Consider the following 19,541-nt stretch of genomic DNA (forward strand, 5'->3'; position numbering starts at 1 on the left):
AGGTGATTGAGATCACATTTCTGATACAAAAAAAACACATTACAACATTCCTCCGTTTTTTCAGTAAGTTATGGATAAGCCCTGCGAGCTTTAGGATTATTACCCGTTGTAACAGCCGCTTCAAAGATTCCACTCACACCAATTTGTTAACCATAACCCCTTATTTTGTGATCTAAAGCACAAATTAACACCAAGCCTGATTGCACTTGTATTTACATAAAAGCAATATGAGCTCAATTTGTTACCGCTTTAGAGGAACACATATGATTAAGTTGGGCGTCATCGCGGATGACTTTACGGGTGCCACCGACATTGCAAGTTTCATGGTGAATGCGGGCTGGAAAGTGGTGCTGTTCAATGGCGTTCCTGCTGAGGCTTTTGATCAGGAAGGCATCGATGCGGTGGTTATTGCCCTTAAAAGCCGTTCGATTTTGACCAAGACGGCGGTGGAACAATCATTGTCTGCATCAAACTGGCTTAAGTCACAGGGCTGTAAGCGTCAGCTATTCAAATATTGCTCAACCTTTGACTCGACAAAAGAGGGGAACATTGGTCCGGTTACCGATGCCCTGATGAAGAATCTGGATGCGCCAATCACGTTGATTTGCCCGGCAGTACCTGATAATGGACGGACCATTTTGCAAGGCCATCTGTTTGTGAAAGGCCAGTTATTGAATCAAAGCGGGATGGAACATCATCCAGTCACACCGATGAGAGAGTCTTCACTAAAAAAATTGATGGAGGCGCAATCCACCGGCCGCTGCGAAGTCATCGATCTCGACACCATCAAAAATCATGTAGAAGACATTCCTGATGCCCTAGCCAAACTGGCAGAGGAAAAGATCAAATATGTTATCTGTGACGTACTGGATAACAATGATCTGTTAACCGTCGCGCGTGAAACCGCAGATTATGTCCTTATCACCGGTGCAGCAGGTATTGGTTATGCCATTGCGGCACTGGATACGATGCATAAATCCGCTGATAAGCCTGCGTTTGCTATCAGCAAAGAGGGGGCAAGCATTGTCCTGTCAGGCAGCTGCTCTTCCATGACCAACCAGCAGGTGAACTTTTATCAGCAGCGCGCCTCCTCACTGGCACTGGATGTGGAAAAAATCCTTCACGAACCAACGTACTTGCAGACGGTGACGGGCTGGGTGGTGACCCAAAAGAATGATGCGTTGGCTCCGATGGTCTATGCCACGCAACCGCCTCAGATTATCGAGATTATTCAGAAGAACTACGGTGCAGAATTTGTCAGTGAGAAGATTGAAAGCTTCTTCGCCACACTTGCCCACAATTTAAGCAAGGAAGGTTTCAACAAATTTATCGTCGCTGGCGGTGAAACGTCGGGTGCGGTATCACAGGGTCTCAATATTAAAGGCATGGTGATCGGCGATGCTGTCGCGCCTGGTGTACCCTGGACACAGGTATTAGATGAAGAAAAGTGGGTAATCCTCAAGTCAGGCAACTTTGGTAACAGTGATTTCTTCTTAAAAGCGCAGGAGAGTGTGAAATGAGCGAAGTCCAATATCGTCAGGATTTAGTGCGCTACGCACGCTCCCTGTTTGAACGTGGTTACAGCAGCGGTGGCGCTGGAAATATCAGCCTGAAACTGCCTGATGGCCATATCCTCGCCACGCCGACGAACTCCAGTTTTGGCGACCTTGATGCTGATGAATTGAGTAAAGTCACGATGACCGGTGAGCTGGTTTCGGGTCATAAGGCGTCTAAAGAAGTGCTGATGCACCTGGCAATGTACCGTCAGCGTCCTGCTTGTGGCGGCATCGTACATTTGCACTCCCCCTGGCTGACCGCATTATCCTGCTTGCCCGATCTCGACTATGAAAATGCACTGCCGGCGATAACTCCTTACTACGTGATGCGTGTGGGTAAACTGCCGGTGGTGCCTTATATTCGGCCGGGCTCGCCAGAAATTGCTGTACATGTTGAAAAACTGGCTAAGGATCATAATTCAATTCTTCTCGCCAACCATGGCCCCATTATTTCGGGTAAAAATATCCGTGAAGCGGTTTTTAATGCAGAAGAGTTAGAGGAAACGGCAAAACTCTATTTCGTACTCAAACCCTATGGCATGAAAACATTAACTAATGAAAATATTGATGAGCTCAATACGCTTTTCAATATGAAATAAATATTGCCATGGTAAAGCTGTGCAGATTTATCTGCGCAGCGTTTTTTTACATCTTCTACTCTGAAAATTAAAAGGATAAGTCATGTCTTTGATGCTTATCACCGGGATTGTCATGTTTGTTATTCTGACATGGTGCTTATTGAAAAATAAGTTCCCTCCCAGTGTGCTGTTTATTATCTTACCTACGGTAGCCGCTTTAGTCTGTGGATTTGGCTTTAAAGAACTGGGCGAATATGTCGCTTCAGGACTGAAATCGGTAGTTGGCACCGCGACGCTAGTCGCGTTCAGCGCTATGTTCTTTACCCTGATGAAAGAAGCCGGTGTGTTTGACGTGATTGTGCGTTTCATCCTGCGTTTCGTCACACAATCGACCTTTTCTGTTCTACTTGCGACATTGGTCATAGCTTCAGTCTGTAGCCTCGATGGTAATGCGTACGCAACCCTGCTGGTAACCGTTCCGGCATTGTTACCTCTGTATGAAAAGATGAACATCAGCCGTAAAACGTTGCTGATGCTGGTTACCGTTGGAGTCGGCGTAACGGGTATTACCCCATGGGGAGGCTCACTCAACCGAGCCATTGCGGTGACCCATCTTGATATTCTTGACGTCTATTACAAACTCATTCCTCTGCAGGTCGTGCTGTTTGTTCTCGGCGTTATTCTCTGCTGGTACATGGCCAGAGTAGAAAATAAAAGTGGTTCTGGCATTAGCAAAGAGGCCTTCCTGGTGATGCGTGAGGAGATGCTAACCAGCAAAGGTGACCATAATCCATGGCTGCTGCGCGCCAACTTTGTGCTGGTGATTGCAACCATTGTGATTCTGGTTTCTGGATTAGTCGCGGGTAACTTCCTGTTTATGATCGCATTCTCGCTGGCAGTCATGATCAATTATCCGGATGCCAAAAAAGCACAACAGAAAATTAAAGATTACGCGTTAACCATCTTCCCGGTAATCGTGATCTTCTTAACGATTGGCGTATTTGTGGGCATATTGCAAAATACTGGCATTATTAAAGTATTAGTAAATGAACTCGCTGCGGTACTTCCTTCCAGTTTAGGACCTTATCTTTATATCATTCTGGCTGCTTTCAGCGTACCGATCGTTATTTTGATTGGATCCGATGCGTTCTATTTTGCACTCCTTCCTCTCGCGGTAGGCCTTGGGCAAAGTTTTGACGTTTCCCCGCTGCACGTCACCATCGCCATGCTCATTACCGAACAAATAGGTTTGCTGCTTAGTCCGGTTATTCCGGCAACGCATCTGGGGTTAGGACTGCTTAATCTCCAGGTCGGTGAGCATATCCGTCACTCCATGGTGAAAATCTGGATCATGAGTGTCTGTGCTCTGTTGGCCGCTGTCGTTCTTGGCATTATTCCTGTCTGATGAGGAGCGATATGATCCCCGCTGAGCGTCATCAACGGATACTCGAGGTGGTATCCATCAAACATTTTGTCAGCCTGCGGGAGCTGGCAGATATGCTGGATGTCACGGTGATGACTATACGGCGGGATATTGAACAACTCAGCGCGCGTGGCGTCATCATGTCTACGCGCGGTGGTGTGAAATCACGTGAAACCCCGCTACGTATGCCCGTTGAACGCCCCGGGGCTCATTCTCTGGTCCGTGCTGCGCTACGTTATTTAGGTGATAGCAAAGTGGTTTATCTTGATGGCGGAAAATTGACGTTTGAGTTGGCCACGTATTTTCCTTATAGCGATGAGATGACCATAGTCACTAATGACTTTGCCATTGCGCAGCATGTTATGACTCACTCTAGCGCCGCCCTGTTTTTTATTGGTGGCAAACTCAGCCGTCATGATAATACTTTTCATCAACGCGTTGCGCTTGAAACCTTACAGAGTCTCAATTTTGAAAAGGCGTTTATCGCACCGGAATCATGGAGTGATAAAGGCATTTTTCATCATGATGAGTACAGAGCGGCTTACTATGGTGCAATCATCAACGCAGCGCGAAAATGTATCATGCTGGCAGATAACAACACTTACGGCAGCAACGCGCTGTACAAGATGTTCTCACTGACCGACATGGACATGGTCATTACTGACCTGCCTTCCTCGGAGGTGATTTTGAGCAGACGAATGGATCCGCTAAAGCTGCATCCGGTTACAAATAAATAGCATTGTCATGCTCAAAACAACGAGTTAGCAGCCGGCCTACAGCGGCAACGGCCGATCCTGAATGACGGTTTTCATCACCAGGGTCGACGTTAGCCTCTGTACGCCGGGCATAGCGGAAAGTTTCTCATCATATAACTGCTGAAAAGCGGGCAAATCACGCGTTGTGATATGCAGAAGATAATCAGGATCGCCAAATAAGCGTTGTGCCAGCGTAATTTGGGGAAGTTCTTTCACCGCCTCTTCAAACGCACTGACGGCCTTACGGTCGCCATCACGCAACGTCACGAATACAATCGCCGAGAAGTTATATCCGAGGAAGGCAGGATCAAGCTGAGCACGATATCCCTGAATGACGCCACTCTGCTCCAGCGCTTTTACCCTGCGATGGCAAGGTGACAGGCTTAATCCTACCCGCTCCGCAAGCTCAGTTACGGATAAACGGCCATCAGCTTGTAGCTCAGCAAGAATATTGCGGTCGATTCGGTCCATGGGCAAGATTATTCCCTTATCAGCGACATTACGCATTAATATTGAAAGCACATTTTAACCAGCTGAGGATATTCTTTCTACCTGCTAATGCTGTGCGACGCCGCCCAGCATCTGAAGATAGATTCTGTTTATTTCGTTAATCAGGTAGAAGATCGTGTGCAATATCATTTTTTTAAGTCATCCCGAAGACGCTGTGCTCAGCATGACTAATACATCGAGTGGGGTGTAACGATGGCGCTGAGTTTTTTTGCTGCGTTTTGGGCCGTTTCAGTGCTATTTGTCATTACTCCTGGAGCAGACTGGGCCTATGCCATCTCCGCAGGCATTCGCGGGGGCCGGGTTATTCCCGCAGTCTGCGGATTGCTCTCTGGTCACTTGATTGCAACGTTAATTGTTGCCGCAGGTGTAGGAGCCGTGGTCGCAGACCTGCCCACGCTCATGAAAGGATTAACCGTAGCTGGCGACTGCTATTTGATCTGGCTGGGAATAGGCATGCTGCGTCATCCTGCCGTTCCCACTGCAGATGAAAGACAGGTCGAAGGTAATGCGTTGCGTTGGGCTGTAAAAGGGCTTTGCATAAGTGGTCTTAATCCAAAGGTATTTCTGCTGTTTTTGGCATTGTTGCCACAATTCACCGATCCGCATGGCACATGGCCGCTCTCCTTACAAATGGCCGCATTGGGTATGGTGCATGTCGTAAGCTGTGCTGTGGTTTACCTGATAGTGGGCTTCGGATCGAAAGCCGTGTTACAAACCCGGCCAAGGGCTGCACGCCTCGTCAGCCAAATTTCCGGCGCTCTGATGATCATCATCGCAGCGCTATTACTGACAGAATCATTTAGATGAGACATTGAGATGCCAGAGATCACCCTGACCCATCTGCAGAAGATGAAGAAAAACGGCGAAAAAATTGCCATGTTGACCTGCTACGATGCGACTTTTGCCCACGAGTCCAGCCAGGCTGGCGTCGATATGCTGCTTATCGGCGATACGCTCGGTATGATTCTGCAGGGCCACGACAGTACCCTTCCTGTCACCATTGAGGACATGGTTTATCACACTGCCAGCGTAAAACGCGGTAACACCGGCAGCTTTATCATCGCCGACCTTTCCTTTATGACCTACGCCACCCCAGATCAGGCTTTGCAAAGTTCAGGCCGTCTGATGCAGGCGGGAGCGCAAATGGTGAAACTGGAAGGTGGCGAATGGTTGTGTGAATCGGTGCGTCAGTTAACCCGCAATGGCATTCCTGTCTGCGCACATATTGGTTTAACGCCGCAATCGGTCAATGTGTTTGGCGGGTTTAAAGTTCAGGGTCGTGGACCAGAACAGGCCAAAGGGCTTATCGATGCAGCCGTTAAGCTTGAAGCCGCCGGTGCAGCAATGATTTTGGTTGAAGCGGTCCCTTCTTCCGTAGGCAAAGCACTCAGTGCAGCGGTTGCCATCCCGGTAATCGGTATTGGGGCTGGGGTAGATACTGATGGCCAGGTGCTGGTTTTACACGACATGCTGGGACTGAGTATCACAGGGCGCGCGCCTAAATTTGTCCGCAACTTTATGACGGGCCATGACAGCATTCAGCATGCTATTCAAAGCTATGTTGCTGCGGTTAAAACCAAAACGTTTCCTGCTGCTGAACATTGTTATGCTGAATGAGCACGATGGTGCTGAATAAAAATCACCGTTGAGTGCCAGACTTATAAATCAGTTTTGAAAAATTGCTTAGCCTTAAAATTCTCCTACTTCACCAGCCAATCAGGCGGGTGAAGTTCTGTAATTCAATGGCCAAATTTTCTCGATATATCATGACAAGTGAGAGTGACCCCGTTCCCGTGGCGATTCAACGTGGCACCCTGTACGTTATTAGACAGGATCTTTCCCCCTGTCGTAGCGCACATCCTGAATGAATACTCTTTACGTTTCCAACTTGGTAGATAGCTAAGTTGCGAGCCGCCGCGTAAAGCGTCCTCAATTTCCTTCGAAGCCGGAAGGCTCAAGCTACCCATAATTGAGTTTTTAATGCGTTTTCAAGTAGATCATTGTAGTTATGAAGTGCAGTCACCGAATGAGAGTCGAACTAAGCTAAACAAAAAATACTTTTAATAAACAACATTTCAACATCCATCTTAGCACCACAGCATTAGGCGAATCTTATACACTTCGGGGTTTACCATGAAACATAAGGCACTCGCTGGCGAACTCACCTTACGCAGTCTACGGTTAATCAAAAAGCATAAAAATTTCACCAACCATGGATAGCCATTATGACCACCCGTGTCGACACAGCGCATCAGGCCAGCGAACTCCTTCAGCTACAGCAAACTTTACAGGCACACCTTGAACATTTATTGCCTGCTGGACAGCAAAGCGATCGCGTGCGTGCCGCAATGCGGGCCGGTACGCTGGCGCAGGGTAAACGCATCCGTCCTTTATTACTGATGTTGGCGGCGCGCGATATGGGTTGCGAGCTAACACAAAATGGTATCCTCGATCTTGCCTGTGCGGTCGAAATGGTACACGCGGCATCGCTGATTCTGGATGACATTCCCTCCATGGATAACGCACAGATGCGCCGTGGTCGCCCTACCGTACACCGCGAGTTTGGTGAAAATGTGGCGATCCTCGCCGCCGTCGCGCTGCTCAGTCGTGCATTTGAAGTGATTGCCATTGCACCCGATTTGCCTGCCATGCATAAATCTGAAGCGATTGCCGAACTCTCCGCCGCCGTTGGCCTGCAAGGTTTGGTGCAAGGACAATTTCAGGATCTGCACGACGGCGCGCAGAGCCGCAGCCCGGAAGCGATTGCGCTGACCAACGAACTCAAAACCAGTGTGCTGTTTCGCGCCACGTTGCAAATGGCAGCGATTGCCGCTAACGCTTCACCGCAGGTGCGGCAACGTCTCAGCTTTTTCGCTCAGGATTTAGGCCAGGCTTTTCAATTGCTCGACGACCTCACCGACGGCTGTAAACACACCGGTAAAGATGTCGATCAGGATCAGGGCAAATCCACGCTGGTACAGATGCTCGGTGCTGACAATGCTGAACGTCGTCTGCGCGACCACCTACTCAGCGCCGATGCGCATCTTGCCTGCGCCTGCCATCGCGGTATCGCTACTCGCCAATATATGCACGCGCTGTTTAATCAACAGCTAGCGATGTTCAACTGAGCGCGGTTCAGCCGGTGGGCCACTTCGCGGTGATTGCGCCGCCGCTTTACAGCCACTTTCAGGCGTTGCAGGCGTTAGCACAAACGTTGCTGGCGCGCGGACACCGCATCACCTTCATTCAGCAGGCCGACGCTCGGACCTTGCTCAGCGATGAACGCATCCAATTTGTTGCCGTGGGCCAGCAGACGCATCCCGCCGGCTCGCTGGCGCCGGTGCTGCACCGACTGGCCTCACCAGGCGGCCTTTCACTGTTTCGGGTGATTAACGACCTTGCGGCTTGCACCGATATGCTGTGCCGCGAACTGCCTGCGGTACTCAAATCGTTGGATATTGATGGCGTAATCGCCGATGAGATGGAAGCGGCTGGCGGTTTAGTCGCTGAAGCGCTGCGCCTGCCGTTTGTCTCCGTGGCCTGCGCCTTGCCGGTCAATCGCGAAGCCGGTATTCCGCTGGCTGTTATGCCTTTCCGTTTTGCGCAGGATGAGAAAGCGCTGAAGCGTTTTCAGGCCAGCAGCGATATCTATGATCGCATCATGCGTCGTCACGGCGAGGTCATCCTCAAACACGCGCGGGCGTTTAATTTGACGGCGCGCCGCGGATTGCATCAATGCCTGTCGCCGCTGGCACAAATAAGCCAGATGGTGCCGGCCTTTGATTTTCCGCGTCAGCAGCTACCCGCCTGCTATCACGCCGTTGGGCCACTGCGCGCCCCGGTTTCGCCCGTACCCCTTAATGCGCCCTGGCCGTCGCTGCGCCAGCCGGTGGTTTATGCCTCGCTGGGTACGCTCCAGGGGCATCGTTTCCGCCTGTTTCTGCATCTGGCGCAGGCATGCCGCAAGCAGCAGCTGTCGCTGGTGGTCGCGCATTGCGGTGGATTGAACGCTGAACAAGCACATCAACTTGAACTCGCTGGCGCTGCGTGGGTGACGGATTTCGTCGATCAACGCGCCGCTTTGCACCACGCTCAGCTGTTTATCACCCATGCGGGACTGAACAGCGCGCTGGAAGCACTGGAATGCGGCACGCCGATGCTGGCGCTGCCCATTGCTTTTGATCAGCCTGGCGTGGCGGCACGCATTGAGTGGCATGGCGTCGGACGGCGCGCGTCGCGCTTCAGCCGTGTTCATCAACTCGCGCATCATTTACACCAGCTGTTGAACGACGATCGCTACGAGGTAAGGATGTCAGCCATTCAGGCGCAGTTACAGCGCGCAGGCGGTTGCCAGCGTGCCGCCGACATCGTCGAACAGGCGTTGTGTCAGCAGCAAGTTGTGCTGGCGGAGGCCACCTGATGCCAGCGCCTTATGATGTAATTTTGGTCGGCGCCGGACTGGCGAATGGTTTGATCGCGCTGCGCCTGCGTCAACTGCAGCCGCAGCTGAAATGCCTGTTGCTCGAGAGCCACGCACATCCGGCGGGCAATCATACCTGGTCATTTCATCACAGCGATCTCAGCGCCGAACAGTTGCGCTGGTTGCAACCGCTGATAACCGCGCGCTGGCCCGGTTATCAGGTGCGTTTTCCCAACCTGCGTCGCAATTTGTATGGGGATTATTGTTCAATCGCGTCAGGCGATTTTGCCCAACATCTATACGCTGCGATGGGTGACGATCTGTGGACCGACGCCGCCGTAGAACAGGTAAAGCCCACGCAAGTGACGCTGGCAGATGGACGTCAACTTGATGCGCAGGTGGTAATCGATGGCCGCGGTTTGCAGGCTACGCCGCATCTGCAGCTGGGTTATCAGGTGTTTCTTGGACAAGAGTGGCAGCTGGCGCAGCCACACGGCCTACAGCAGCCGATCCTGATGGATGCCACCGTCGATCAGCAAGCGGGCTATCGGTTTGTTTACACGCTGCCACTCAGCGCCGATCGATTACTGATTGAAGACACGCATTATGTGAATCACCCCACGTTGGCGGAGAACACCACGCGCCAGCACATTGCGGACTATGCCCAACAACAAGGCTGGACGCTGAGCACGCTATTGCGTGAAGAGCACGGCATCTTACCGATTACCTTAGACGGCAATATTGACCCGTTCTGGCAACAGCTGCGCGGTCAACCGTGCAGTGGCCTGCGCGCTGGGCTGTTTCATGCCACCACCGGTTACTCCTTGCCATCCGCCGTCGCGCTGGCAGAACTCGTGGCAACCCGGTTGCCCACCGATGCCAGCACACTCAGTCAACACATTGAACACTTCGCTCGTCAGCAGTGGCGCGAGCAGCGCTTTTTCCGACTGTTAAACCGCATGCTGTTTTTGGCCGGAAAGCCACAGCAGCGCTGGCGCGTGATGCAACGTTTTTACCGGCTCAATGCCGGGTTAATAAGCCGCTTTTACGCCGGGCAACTGCGCCTGAGCGATAAAGCACGGATTCTGTGCGGCAAACCGCCAGTGCCATTAGGTGAAGCGCTGCGCGCGCTGATGAATACTGTCGAACCAGGGAAGAAAAAATGAAACGCACTTATGTGATTGGCGCAGGCTTTGGCGGCCTGGCGCTGGCGATTCGTCTGCAAGCAGCAGGCATGCCAACCACCTTACTCGAGCAGCGCGATAAACCTGGCGGACGCGCCTATGTCTTTGAGGATGAAGGTTTTACCTTTGATGCCGGGCCAACGGTGATCACCGATCCCAGTGCCATCGAAGAGTTGTTTACGCTGGCGGGAAAATCGCTCAGCAATTACGTCGAGCTGATGCCGGTGACGCCTTTCTATCGCCTGTGCTGGGAAGATGGCAAACAGCTCGATTACGACAACAATCAGCCACTGCTGGAGCAGCAGATCGCCACATTCAATCCGCAAGATGTGGAAGGCTATCGCCGGTTTCTTGCCTATTCGCGCGAGGTGTTCAAAGAGGGTTACCTGAAACTGGGTACGGTGCCGTTTTTGCAGGTGCGCGACATGCTGCGCGTGGCGCCGCAATTGGGTCGATTGCAGGCCTGGCGCAGCGTCTACAGCATGGTGGCGAAATTTATTCAGGACGATCACCTGCGTCAGGCGTTTTCCTTCCACTCATTGCTGGTGGGCGGTAATCCTTTTGCAACCTCATCGATCTATACCTTAATTCATGCGCTGGAGCGTGAATGGGGCGTGTGGTTTCCACGCGGCGGCACCGGTGCGCTGGTGAATGGCATGGCGCGGCTGTTTGAGGATCTTGGTGGCGAGTTGCTGCTGAATGCGGAAGTGAGCCAGTTGGAAACCAGCGGCAATCGCATCAGCGGCGTCCAGCTGACGGACGGACGACGCTTCGATGCTGCTGCGGTGGCCTCGAACGCCGATGTGGTGCATACCTACGACAAACTGCTGCGTGAACATCCTTTGGCGGCTAAACGTGCGACATCGCTCAAGCGTAAGCGCATGAGCAACTCGCTGTTTGTCCTCTACTTTGGCCTGAACCAGCCGCATGAACAGCTGGCGCATCACACCGTGTGTTTTGGTCCGCGTTATCGCGAGTTGATTGATGAGATTTTTAACAGCAGCCAGCTGGCAGAGGATTTCTCGCTGTATCTGCACGCGCCCTGCAGCAGCGATCCGTCGCTGGCACCGCCCGGCTGCGGCAGCTTTTATGTGTTAGCACCGGTGCCGCATCTCGGCACCGCTGACATCGACTGGCAACAGGAAGGACCGCGCTTGCGCGATCGCATTTTTGCTTATCTGGAGCAGCACTACATGCCGGGATTACGTCAGCAATTAGTCACACACAGAATGTTTACGCCGTTTGATTTTCGCGACACGCTGCATGCCCATCACGGTTCGGCATTTTCGCTGGAGCCCATTTTGACGCAAAGCGCCTGGTTCCGACCACATAACCGAGATGCCGACATCAGCAATCTCTATCTGGTGGGTGCGGGCACCCATCCGGGCGCAGGCGTGCCCGGCGTGATCGGTTCGGCCAAAGCCACCGCTCAGCTAATGCTGGAGGATCGCGCCGAATGAATCGACCGCCCTTACTTGAGCAAGTAACGCAAACTATGGCGGTAGGCTCGAAAAGTTTTGCCACCGCAGCAAAGTTATTTGATGCGCCGACGCGGCGCAGCACGCTGATGCTGTATGCCTGGTGTCGTCACTGCGACGATGTGATTGATGGGCAAACGCTGGGCGAAGGCGGCACGCAGCATGCTGTTGAAGATGCTCAGGCACGCATGCAGCATCTGCAGATTGAAACCCGGCGCGCCTACAGTGGCGCGCATATGGATGAACCGGCGTTTAAGGCGTTTCAGGAAGTGGCGCTCATCCACCAGCTTCCGCAACAGCTGGCCTTTGATCATCTGGAAGGTTTCGCCATGGATGCGCGCGACGAACACTATGCCAGTTTTGATGACACGCTGCGTTACTGCTATCACGTCGCCGGCGTGGTGGGTTTGATGATGGCGCGCGTGATGGGCGTGCGTGATGAAGCGGTACTCGATCACGCCTGCGATTTGGGACTGGCCTTTCAGCTCACCAATATTGCACGCGACATTGTAGAAGATGCCGAGAATGGGCGCTGCTATCTGCCGCAATCCTGGCTGGATCAGGCGGGATTACGTGCCGATATGCTCACGGCACCGGAACATCGTGCAGCGCTGGCCGCGTTGGCCGCGCGTTTAGTGGCGGAAGCGGAACCCTATTATCACTCGGCGCGATCCGGCTTACCAGGTTTGCCGCTGCGTTCAGCATGGGCGATCGCCACGGCACGCGGCGTTTACCGCGAAATTGGGGTGAAGGTGCAGCACGCTGGCGCGCACGCATGGGATACGCGCCAACGAACCAGTAAAGGCGAGAAACTGGCGCTGCTGGTGAAAGGCGCCGGTCTGGCGATCACTTCACGGGTGGCTCGTCCTGAGCTGCGTCCGGCTGGTCTGTGGCAGCGTCCGCGTTGATTTTTCGCCCGTGACGCTGGCGCAGCGTAGCTTGCAGCTTATTAAGCGACGGCGCGTAGAGAAAACCAAATGAGACGCAGCCTTCACGCCCCCGCACCGCATGATGCATGCGGTGCGCCATGTACAGGCGTTTGAGATAGCCTTTGCGCGGAATGTAGCGGAATGGCCAGCGCTGATGCACCAGTCCATCGTGTACCATGAAATAGAGCGCGCCGTAGGTGGTCATCCCAGCGCCAATCCACTGCAGCGGCCACAAGCCCTGTACGCCGACATAGATCAGCACAATGGCCAGCACGGCAAACACCACCGCATAAAGATCGTTAAGCTCAAACTTGCCGCTGTGCGGTTCATGGTGCGACAAATGCCAGCCCCACCCCCAACCGTGCATGATGTATTTATGCGAGAGCGCCGCGACGATTTCCATCACCACCACGGTTGCCAGCAAGATAAGCGCATTCCATAACCAGAGCATTGTTCGTCCATTTGTGGAAAAGGGAAACACTAAAGGTGGACGCGGATGACCGATGGCGCAAGCTACAAAATGAATAAGTCCGCACGCAGTAATCCGCTGACTTTACATCTTCCTACTCACTGGTTAGTATTGCCCTCCTTTCAGCGGTCAATCACCGCTGCGTAAGCGTTAACGTCAACCAACGCACCATAAGCAGACTCGGTCTGCCTCATTGCTATGGTGCGAAAATATGACCCATACCGCTTTTTCTGCGAATCCTGCCCTGCGTCGTTCTGGTTTTTTCCTGTTCTTGTTGCTGCTGACGGCGGCCAACTTACGCACGCCTATTACCGCGGTCGGCCCGGTGCTGGAAAACATCCGTCAGACGTTTGGCCTGAGCGCCAGCGCCGCGGGCGTGATTAACTTCTTACCGTTACTGATGTTTGCCACGCTTGCGCCGCCCGCAGCGTGGTTCGGCAATCGCTTTGGTCTGGAGCGGAGTTTGTGGGGCGCATTGCTGCTGATTACGCTGGGATCGTTGCTGCGTATCAGCGGCAGTGAGAATGCGTTGTGGGCCGGCACGATCATCCTGAGCTCGGGTATTGCGGCCGCCAACGTGCTTCTGCCACCGCTGATTAAGCGTGACTTTACCGAACACACTGCGCGCTATGTTGGCTTGTATGCGATGACCATGGCGATCACCGCCAGTATTGCGTCGGGTGTGGTAGTGCCGCTGGCGGAGTTGAGCAGCGCGGGCTGGCGCCTCTCGTTAGCGGTGTGGCTGGTGCCAGCGATTGTTGCGCTTTTCGCCTGGCTGCCGTATCTGAAAAAACCCGCCTCTCAGGTAAAACATATCGCCACCAGCAAAGTCACGCGTTCGCCGTGGCGCGCCGCCTTAGGCTGGCAGGTTTCGCTGTTCATGGCCTGTCAGTCGCTGGTGTTCTACACCTTGATTGGCTGGTTCACGCCTTTCGCGCAAGACAGCGGAATGAGTCAGTTAGAGGCGGGCGGCATGCTATTTGTCTATCAGATTGTCGCCATCGTTTCGAATCTGGCCTGCATGAGCGCGCTAAGAAAGATGCGCGATCAGCGCGTGATTGGTTTTATCGCCTCGCTGTCGATCTTTGTGGCCGTCGCGGGTCTGCTAATGGCGCCGAACTACGCGCTGCTGTGGCTGATTCTGGCGGGATTGGGCGCTGGCGCATCAATGGTGATTTGCCTGTCGCTGTTTAATCTGCGCAGCCAGGATCATCAGCAGGCAGCGAAGTTGTCGGGCATGGCGCAGTGTGTTGGCTATGGATTAGCCGCACTTGGCCCGCTCTGTTTTGGCCTGCTGCATGATGTCAGCGGTAACTGGCAGTGGCCGCTGATGCTGCTCTTAGTGATTGCGGGTTTGCAGATGGTGGTAGCTACGCTGGCGGGTCGTGCGCGGGTTATTTAACCTGGAAATCATCCAACGTCATGCGGGTCAAGACATCTTGTTGAGTGGCGCTTAACAGCGAATCGAGCAAACCCGGAAAACGCGCATCGAGATCGGCGCGTCGGAGTGACAGTAGATTTTCTCGGCCGGACGGTTTTTGCCAGATGATGCCACCCTCGCGCAGCACGCGCCAGTGATGGGTCAAGGTGGATTTGGATACGCCTTTCAGCAGCGATCCGCAGGTATGTTCGCCGCCGTCCGCCAGAATGCTGATCACCGTCATGCGCATCGGGTTGCCCAACGCCGCCAGCACATTCTCCAGCCTGATTTCATCGCGCTGCGGGTGATTCTCCAGCATGGCGTGCCTCTTCATTGTGGGTAGGAACCCCGAATTATCAGGCAGTCGAGGTACAATGTACAGAACACCACGAGCGGTTACCCGCCGTGGATTTGACATTATTGACTAAGGGTTTGCTTCAGCGCCGCAATCGACATGCCTCGACTCCCCAGCGCTTGCAACAACTGTTGACGCTGCGGAGCAATTCTTCGCTACGCAGATGCGGTGCCGGTGACCAGCCGCGGTCGCCATCTCCACGCCGTAAACACTCAGTTCCAGCAATTTATCCAGCATCTGTTCAAACGGCAAATGACCGAGGCTATCGGTACAAAACGAAAGTTTCATGGCAATCATTATTCGTAGTTAACCCAGCTCGCGCCGTTGTCCGCAAAATGTACGCAGTTTTCGATCCAACGCACACCTTCAATCCCGGCGTTAATATCGGGATAAATCAGGTTTTCGGGCATTTTCGGGTCGCCCTGTTGGGTGGCGTGAATGGCAATGACAAATTTCAGATAGCTGTGACCCAGGATTTCGCCCGACCTACGGTGTGCAGCGCGCCCAAACGTTCATCCATCAGCGCGCTTTCTTACTGGTACGGCATGCCGTGTTGCATGATCTGATTCGGTTGACCCTGCACTTCGTACTTCAACTTGCCGGGGTTTTAGTCGCTCCACTCCAGCTGGGAGATGTAGAAGGTATGCGTGGATATGTCGCCTGGTACAAACGACGGACCGCCGATTTTTTGATCGACGCGCCATTTTGCGCTTCGCTGCATTTAACGGCGCTATCATTGGCGCTGAAGCCGGGCGTGTATTGCCGCTCCACCATGCGCACATCACCAATTTCGCCATTGGCGATCATCGCACGCATTTGCATCAGCAGCGGATGGCCGGAGAAACCGTAGGTCACGCCAACGATCGGCCCCTTTGCCGCCGCAAGCGTCTCGATTTCCAGCGCTTCGGCAATGGTGAAGAACAGCGGCTTTTCACAAATCACGTGAATTCCGGCGTTAAATGCCGCTTTGGTGAGCTCAGAATGGGTGCCGTTTAGCGTGACGATGGACATGACTTCAACGCTATCCTCACGCTTCGCCTCTTCGGCCAGCAGCTGCTGATAAGTGGCGTTACAGCGCTCCGCGTTAAGTCTTAAGTTGATACCGAAATCGCGGCCACGCTCGGCGTTAATACCAAAGGCGCTGGCCACCATCAGATACGCGGAGGCATCACGCAGCGCACCGTAACGGTGTTTATAACCAGCCTGGCTGAGACGACCGCCACTGATCATGGCTCAGCGCAGTGGGCGTGGGATACTCTTTTCACCGATGAGCATAGCAACTTTTCTTTATTTTGCACCTGAGTGCAAAATGGCTTACTTGTGATAGCTAAAATGGCTTTAGGCTGCGTTGCGGTGAGCGAAATGTGAGCGGGGACGACTTTGTAGTCAATGTAGCAACGTGCAAATCAGCGAAATCGATCGCAATAAGTTAATGAAATGCACCCGATTGCAAAAAACGTTGCAATCGGGTGCAAAGATCAAACATAATCGCAACATCATAAAAGCAGGGTTATTTGTCGCGCTTTACGCCAATTGCGGGCGCTTAGGTGTTTATTTTCCGTTGGGTTTCACGTTCAATGCTGGGGGTCTCCGCTTTTCCCCCTATGCAGGTGCTATGAGTAAACCAACCGCAAAATCTCACAAAGCCACCGCCAGCGATGTGGCAAGACTGGCTGGCGTTTCGAAATGGACGGTATCGCGCGCCTTCACACCTGGCGCGTCAATTTCCGAAAAAGCGCGCGAACGCGTAATAGCGATTGCCACTGAATTGGGTTACCGCCCTAACCTGCTGGCACGCAGCCTATCGCAGAAGAAGACACAGATTATCGGCGTAGTGATCGACGAGCTAAAAAATCCGCACTCGATGCTGATGCTCGACACCGTCACTCGCCAGCTGCAGCAGCGCGGCTACATGGCGCTGCTGCTGAATATTGGTAGCGGTGAAAACTATCACGCAGTGCTGTCGCTAGCCGATCAATTGCAGGTCGATGGCATGCTATTTCTCGGTACGCTGCTGAGTGAGGAGTTGATCGCCGTCGCGCGTGAAATGCACCACATTCCGCTGGTACAGGTGTGTCGTAACAACGACGAACCCGGTATTGAAGTGGTAAATATCGACGGGTTACAGGCGGGCAAACAGCTGGGTGAACTGCTGCTTGCGCAAGGATATACGCGCATTGGTTACATGATGGGTCCAGCCACCAGCAGCCATCACACGCTGCGTTTAGACGGTTTACAACTTGCGCTGAGCGAAGCGGGCTTAGTGTTGGAAGTGTTGCTCACCGCCGGTGAATACGCCCGCGAACGCAGCTACGCGGTGTTGACTGAGTATCTTAACGCACAAGCGCCCGATCAGCGGGTTGAAGCGCTGTTTTGCGAAAACGATGTGCTGGCGCTCGGCGCGCTGGCGGCACTGCGCGAAGGTGCAGGCAACAAATTTATGGCGGTAGTAGGTTTCGATGACATCGACGAAGCCAGCTTGCCCAGCTGGCAGCTCACCACCTTTAGCCAGCGTATTGATTTGATCGTCACTGAAGCCCTAAATCGGCTGATTGATGAACGTGCCACTCCGGGTGGCGTTTGGTCTCAGGGAGAATTGCGTATTCGACGCTCTCACCTGAAGCCGTGAGGTAACAAGGAGGAGAGATGAAGTTGTCGTTGCATGGCGTGTCTGTTTGGTACAGCAATGCCGTCACTCAGTTACGCATCGCCCATGAGACAGGCTTTAGCGGGCTAGAAATCCTGCCAGAACATCTGTATCGCTATCTGGATAACGGTGGCAGCTACAGCACCTACCGCGATCTGATGGCGAAATACAGCGTCGATATTACCTGTATCAATGCGCTGAAACGCATTGGCCGCCATGAGCCGGAAGCGCGAGCCGAATTGCTGCGCGAAGCGGAAAAAATCTGCCAGGCCGCAGTTGAGCTGCGTTGTCCGGTGGTGCAAATCATGGCGCTGACCGAACTCGATCATCTTTCCGCCGCCGAGCGAGATACCATCCTGATTGAGAATATTTCCGCCATTGCTGATATCGGCGCACCGCACGGCATCAAATTCCAGATTGAAGTTGTCGCCTTCACCGCGTTCAATTCGCTGCAACACGCGCTTGATTTGATTAAACAGAGCGGCAAAGACAATCTCGGTGTCGTGGTGGATTTCTGGCACCTGCATGCCGGCGGCGGCACCACGCCTGCCGAAGTGGCGCGCATGAATAAAGAACTGATTTACGGCGTTCATTTCTGCGACGGCCGCGCGGCCAAACCAGGCGAAGCCTGGGATGAGTGGGTACAGCGCGACTATGCACCAGGCGAAGGCGAAGTGGATATTGCCGCCTGGGTGGCGGCGGTTAAAGCTACAGGTTACGACGGCGTTTGGTCACCGGAATTATTAAGCCCGGAAAACTGGGAAGACGACCTGTGGGGTATTTCTCGTCACTGCTATGAAGATATGAATAAATACATTCATTAACATAAAGGGAGCCCGATAACCGGGTTTCCCGCGAATACGGTCACCATAAATGGCGACCCTACAGCATATTTTTTCGGGTCGCCATTTATGGTGACCTCATATTTACCTACCTCTGAGAACAAATAATAACGAACGCAGTTTCATCGCTAGCGCCTGCGCGCTATTTAGCGCGCTGTCATTGCGTCTGAAATATCTGAACGTCGTGCTCTGTCAATATACATCTGTTGAAGTTTAAGGGATAAATAGTATGAACCGAAGAGAAGCACTTTTTTCGCTCAGTGGCATTGTGGCCTCGCTCGCCGTCGCGCCGCAACTGAGGGCGAAAGAGCTGCACAATGTCCCGCTGGAAACCAAACTCAGCACCGATCATCTGCCGCAACCCGCGTGGCAAGACGGTTATCAGGTGCTCACTAATCCGCTGGATCGCCAGAATCTGGCAGCCATTTTTGATCGTCTGATCCCCGCCGATGACCTTGGCCCGTCCGCCAGTGAAGCGGGCGCGATTGAGTTCCTTGATAACCAGTTAGCAGGTGATTATGGCTCCGGCGCGGCGCTCTATTTGCAGGCGCCTCTCCATCCGGACAATGAAGCCGCCTTAATGGGCAGCCCGCAATTTCTCACGCCGCCGAAAGCGCGTTATTTAACCGGCTTAGCCGCGCTGGAAAAGTGGGCGCAGCAACAGCATCAGGCATCATTGCATACCTTATCAGCTGAACAGATCGATGCATTCCTGACCGCGATGGAAGACGGCAAGATCGATTTAGGAAAAGACGTGAATAGCCAGGCGCTGTTTGAATTAATGCTGCAAAACGCACGTGAAAGCTATTTAGCGGATCCGATTTATGGCGGAAATAAAAATATGGTCGGCTGGAAAATGATCGGTTTTCCTGGCGCACGCTATGACTATCGCCCTTATATCGAACGCCGCAATGAAAATCTGGCGCTTATTCCCGTCAGTCTGATTCCTAACGATTAAATAGCCGGAGCTGAGTC

18 protein-coding genes and 2 pseudogenes are annotated in these 19,541 nt (G+C 53.2%); 15 read left to right on the forward strand and 5 right to left on the reverse strand.

Going from position 1 to position 19,541, the window contains the following annotated elements:
• Positions 1-263 precede the first annotated feature (263 nt).
• The 4 genes from otnK (at position 264) to AC6I8K_RS22155 (ending at position 4,294) form a co-directional block, all read left to right on the forward strand.
• Entirely contained in the window at positions 264-1,520 is a 1,257-nt protein-coding gene (otnK, locus tag AC6I8K_RS22140) for a 3-oxo-tetronate kinase (RefSeq protein WP_091003534.1), read from the forward strand.
• A complete protein-coding gene (gene otnC, locus AC6I8K_RS22145) occupies positions 1,517-2,155 on the forward strand; it encodes a 3-oxo-tetronate 4-phosphate decarboxylase (RefSeq protein WP_180822941.1) in 639 nt (212 codons plus the stop codon). The genes otnK and otnC overlap by 4 nt, the downstream gene beginning before the upstream one ends.
• Positions 2,156-2,237: 82 nt before the next feature.
• On the forward strand, positions 2,238-3,539 hold the full coding sequence (locus AC6I8K_RS22150; protein WP_007886552.1) for an SLC13 family permease: 1,302 nt from the start codon (positions 2,238-2,240) through the stop codon (positions 3,537-3,539).
• 11 nt (positions 3,540-3,550) lie between these two features.
• Entirely contained in the window at positions 3,551-4,294 is a 744-nt protein-coding gene (locus AC6I8K_RS22155; RefSeq protein WP_483818211.1) for a DeoR/GlpR family DNA-binding transcription regulator, read from the forward strand.
• A 36-nt stretch (positions 4,295-4,330) separates the two neighbouring features.
• Here the strand turns inward: AC6I8K_RS22155 and AC6I8K_RS22160 are convergent, their stop codons facing one another.
• Positions 4,331-4,783: an Lrp/AsnC family transcriptional regulator gene (locus tag AC6I8K_RS22160; protein ID WP_497827613.1), complete on the reverse strand. Its 453-nt coding sequence runs from the start codon at positions 4,781-4,783 to the stop codon at positions 4,331-4,333.
• 231 nt (positions 4,784-5,014) lie between these two features.
• Between AC6I8K_RS22160 and AC6I8K_RS22165 the strand changes: the two genes are divergently transcribed.
• From AC6I8K_RS22165 to crtB, 7 genes are all read left to right on the forward strand, one after another.
• Complete coding sequence (locus AC6I8K_RS22165) at positions 5,015-5,629, forward strand: LysE family translocator (RefSeq protein WP_497827614.1); 615 nt, start codon at positions 5,015-5,017, stop codon at positions 5,627-5,629.
• A gap of 9 nt (positions 5,630-5,638) precedes the next feature.
• Positions 5,639-6,439, forward strand: a complete 801-nt coding sequence (gene panB / locus AC6I8K_RS22170; RefSeq protein ID WP_483818208.1) for a 3-methyl-2-oxobutanoate hydroxymethyltransferase — start codon at positions 5,639-5,641, stop codon at positions 6,437-6,439.
• Positions 6,440-7,047: 608 nt separating this feature from the next.
• Positions 7,048-7,950, forward strand: a complete 903-nt coding sequence (locus tag AC6I8K_RS22175; protein ID WP_483818207.1) for a polyprenyl synthetase family protein — start codon at positions 7,048-7,050, stop codon at positions 7,948-7,950.
• A gap of 14 nt (positions 7,951-7,964) precedes the next feature.
• Entirely contained in the window at positions 7,965-9,242 is a 1,278-nt protein-coding gene (locus AC6I8K_RS22180; protein ID WP_497827615.1) for a glycosyltransferase, read from the forward strand.
• Positions 9,242-10,408, forward strand: coding sequence for a lycopene beta-cyclase CrtY (crtY, locus tag AC6I8K_RS22185; protein ID WP_497827616.1), 1,167 nt, complete (start codon positions 9,242-9,244; stop codon positions 10,406-10,408). Before AC6I8K_RS22180 ends, crtY begins: the two co-directional genes overlap by 1 nt.
• Entirely contained in the window at positions 10,405-11,886 is a 1,482-nt protein-coding gene (locus tag AC6I8K_RS22190; protein WP_497827617.1) for a phytoene desaturase, read from the forward strand. The genes crtY and AC6I8K_RS22190 overlap by 4 nt, the downstream gene beginning before the upstream one ends.
• A complete protein-coding gene (crtB, locus tag AC6I8K_RS22195; RefSeq protein ID WP_483818203.1) occupies positions 11,883-12,812 on the forward strand; it encodes a 15-cis-phytoene synthase CrtB in 930 nt (309 codons plus the stop codon). Before AC6I8K_RS22190 ends, crtB begins: the two co-directional genes overlap by 4 nt.
• Here crtB and AC6I8K_RS22200 read toward each other — a convergent pair.
• Entirely contained in the window at positions 12,751-13,284 is a 534-nt protein-coding gene (locus tag AC6I8K_RS22200; RefSeq protein WP_483818202.1) for a sterol desaturase family protein, read from the reverse strand. The genes crtB and AC6I8K_RS22200 overlap by 62 nt on opposite strands.
• 229 nt (positions 13,285-13,513) lie before the next feature.
• Between AC6I8K_RS22200 and AC6I8K_RS22205 the strand changes: the two genes are divergently transcribed.
• Complete coding sequence (locus AC6I8K_RS22205) at positions 13,514-14,704, forward strand: CynX/NimT family MFS transporter (protein WP_497827618.1); 1,191 nt, start codon at positions 13,514-13,516, stop codon at positions 14,702-14,704.
• Here the strand turns inward: AC6I8K_RS22205 and AC6I8K_RS22210 are convergent.
• The 3 genes and pseudogenes from AC6I8K_RS22210 to AC6I8K_RS22220 form a co-directional block, all read right to left on the reverse strand.
• Entirely contained in the window at positions 14,697-15,041 is a 345-nt protein-coding gene (locus tag AC6I8K_RS22210) for an ArsR/SmtB family transcription factor (RefSeq protein WP_497827619.1), read from the reverse strand. The genes AC6I8K_RS22205 and AC6I8K_RS22210 overlap by 8 nt on opposite strands.
• A 119-nt stretch (positions 15,042-15,160) precedes the next feature.
• Positions 15,161-15,365: pseudogene (locus AC6I8K_RS22215) on the reverse strand (sugar phosphate isomerase/epimerase); the annotation flags it as partial.
• A gap of 8 nt (positions 15,366-15,373) precedes the next feature.
• A pseudogene (locus tag AC6I8K_RS22220) lies at positions 15,374-16,307 on the reverse strand (Gfo/Idh/MocA family oxidoreductase).
• 385 nt (positions 16,308-16,692) lie between these two features.
• Between AC6I8K_RS22220 and AC6I8K_RS22225 the strand changes: the two are divergent.
• From AC6I8K_RS22225 to AC6I8K_RS22235, 3 genes are all read left to right on the forward strand, one after another.
• On the forward strand, positions 16,693-17,706 hold the full coding sequence (locus AC6I8K_RS22225; protein WP_483818199.1) for a LacI family DNA-binding transcriptional regulator: 1,014 nt from the start codon (positions 16,693-16,695) through the stop codon (positions 17,704-17,706).
• A gap of 17 nt (positions 17,707-17,723) precedes the next feature.
• Positions 17,724-18,548, forward strand: coding sequence for a sugar phosphate isomerase/epimerase family protein (locus AC6I8K_RS22230; RefSeq protein WP_497827620.1), 825 nt, complete (start codon positions 17,724-17,726; stop codon positions 18,546-18,548).
• Positions 18,549-18,795: 247 nt separating this feature from the next.
• Positions 18,796-19,524, forward strand: coding sequence for a gluconate 2-dehydrogenase subunit 3 family protein (locus tag AC6I8K_RS22235; protein WP_497827621.1), 729 nt, complete (start codon positions 18,796-18,798; stop codon positions 19,522-19,524).
• Positions 19,525-19,541: the final 17 nt, after the last annotated feature.

This window comes from Pantoea sp. X-Soil-ISGK-421 (genome assembly GCF_059730785.1).